1 protein-coding gene is annotated in these 1,925 nt (G+C 49.4%); it reads right to left on the bottom strand.

Annotation, left to right across the window (positions count from 1 at the left end):
- On the bottom strand, window positions 1-1,925 hold a 1,925-nt coding region (alaS, locus tag H8B17_RS20470), incomplete at both ends, for an alanine--tRNA ligase (protein ID WP_190311101.1).

The raw sequence follows: 1,925 nt of genomic DNA, 5'->3' as shown, positions 1-1,925 counted from the left end.
ATATCCGCGCCCAAAACAACGAACGCGTTCTCCAACCCTCCTTTCAAAGCATAAGCCAATGTTTTCACCGCATCCGTATTAGGAAGGTCAACGATCAGTGATAAAAAATTGACCCCATCCAGCTGCTCCACTTTCGCTTCCAACTCCTTTTTCAGCTGCAGCGATTTTTCACGGATATGGTTTTCGATTGCTTTTTTCAATTCCTGATTCTCGTTCAGCACCTTCTCTACCGTAGAGACAAAATCTTTCGGGCTATTCATCAGCTCCCGCATCTTATCCACCAGCTCAAACTGTTCCCGGATAACAGATGCTGCTTTGGACCCCGTAATCGCCTCTATACGTCGTACACCTGCAGCCACCGCTGATTCGGAGATAATCTTGAAAAAACCAATTTCACCCGTATGCCGTACATGCGTACCGCCACACAACTCCTTGGAAAAGGCATCATCAAAAGTGATGATGCGTACATAATCACCATATTTCTCACCAAAAAGCGCCCGCACCCCGGCATCTATCGCTTCCTTATACGGCACCTGGCGTTCTTCTTTCAGCCGGATATTCTCCCTTATTTTTGCATTGACGATATCCTCCACCTGTTTTTGTTCTTCCGGTGTAATCTTCGCAAAATGTGAAACGTCAAAACGCAGGATATCCGGAGAGACCAGAGATCCCTTTTGATCGATGTGATTTCCCAATACCTGCCTTAAGGCAGCATGCAACAGGTGCGTAGCCGAGTGGTTGCTTTCCGAATCAAGTCGTCTCTGCTTATCCACGATCGCTCTGAAATCTCCGGCCAGCACAGGCGGAAGTTCGTTCACAAAATGGACGATCAGGCCGTTTTCCTTTTTGGTATCCGTAATATAGACTTTTTCGTTAACCTCGGAAATCAGGATGCCTGAATCCCCTACCTGCCCTCCGCCTTCGGCATAAAACGGTGTAACCGAGAGGATAAGCTGATATTGGTGCTTTCCCTTTGCGGTTACCTTTCTATATTTTAAAATTTGTGTAGGGGCTTCCAAGTTATCGTATCCCACAAAATCCGTCTCATCCCCTTCGGTTACAGTGACCCAGTCCCCTGTATCGATTGAAGTGGCGGCGCGCGAACGTTCTTTCTGCTGCTGCAGGGCGCGCTGGAAACCGTCCATATCTACATGCAGCCCTTTCTCCCGTGCCAACAGACCGGTAAGGTCTATTGGAAAGCCATACGTATCAAACAGTTCAAAGGCAAAATGTCCATCAACTACCCCGTGGTCTGCAATGTAGTTCTCAAAACGCTGTATACCTGTGGTCAGCGTACGTAAAAACGAAACCTCCTCTTCCAGCACGACTTTCTGCACAAAGCTCTGCTGTTGGATGAGTTCATCGAACACGCCCTCAAATTGCTTGGCCAAAAGTGGTACCAGCTCGTTGATAAACGGGGTTCTGAAGCCAAGAAAAGTATAGGCATAGCGTACCGCACGGCGCAGGATACGCCGGATAACATACCCCGCCTTGTTGTTCGACGGAAGCTGTCCGTCCGCTACCGCAAAACTTACCGCACGTATATGATCAGACAGTACACGCATGGCGATATCCGTCTTTTCGTCGGCACCGTATGCGGTGCCCGCCCGTTCAGCGATAAACTGTATCATAGGCTGGAAAACATCGGTGTCGTAATTTGACGTCTTCCCCTGAATCGCACGTACCAGACGTTCAAACCCCATACCTGTGTCTACATGCCTCGCAGGCAGCGGCTCCAGCTCGCCATTCTTCAGCCGGTTGAACTGGATAAAAACCAGGTTCCATACCTCGATAACCTGGGGATCGTCCGCATTGACAAGATCCTGGCCCCGTACGGCCGACCGCTCTTCAGCCGTCCGCATATCATAATGGATTTCAGAACACGGACCACACGGCCCTGTCTCGCCCATTTCCCAAAAATTATC

The organism is Sphingobacterium arenae (assembly GCF_014692505.1).
GTDB classification, from domain to species: Bacteria; Bacteroidota; Bacteroidia; order Sphingobacteriales; family Sphingobacteriaceae; genus Sphingobacterium; species Sphingobacterium arenae.
This window is presented reverse-complemented; position numbering and strand designations above follow the sequence as displayed.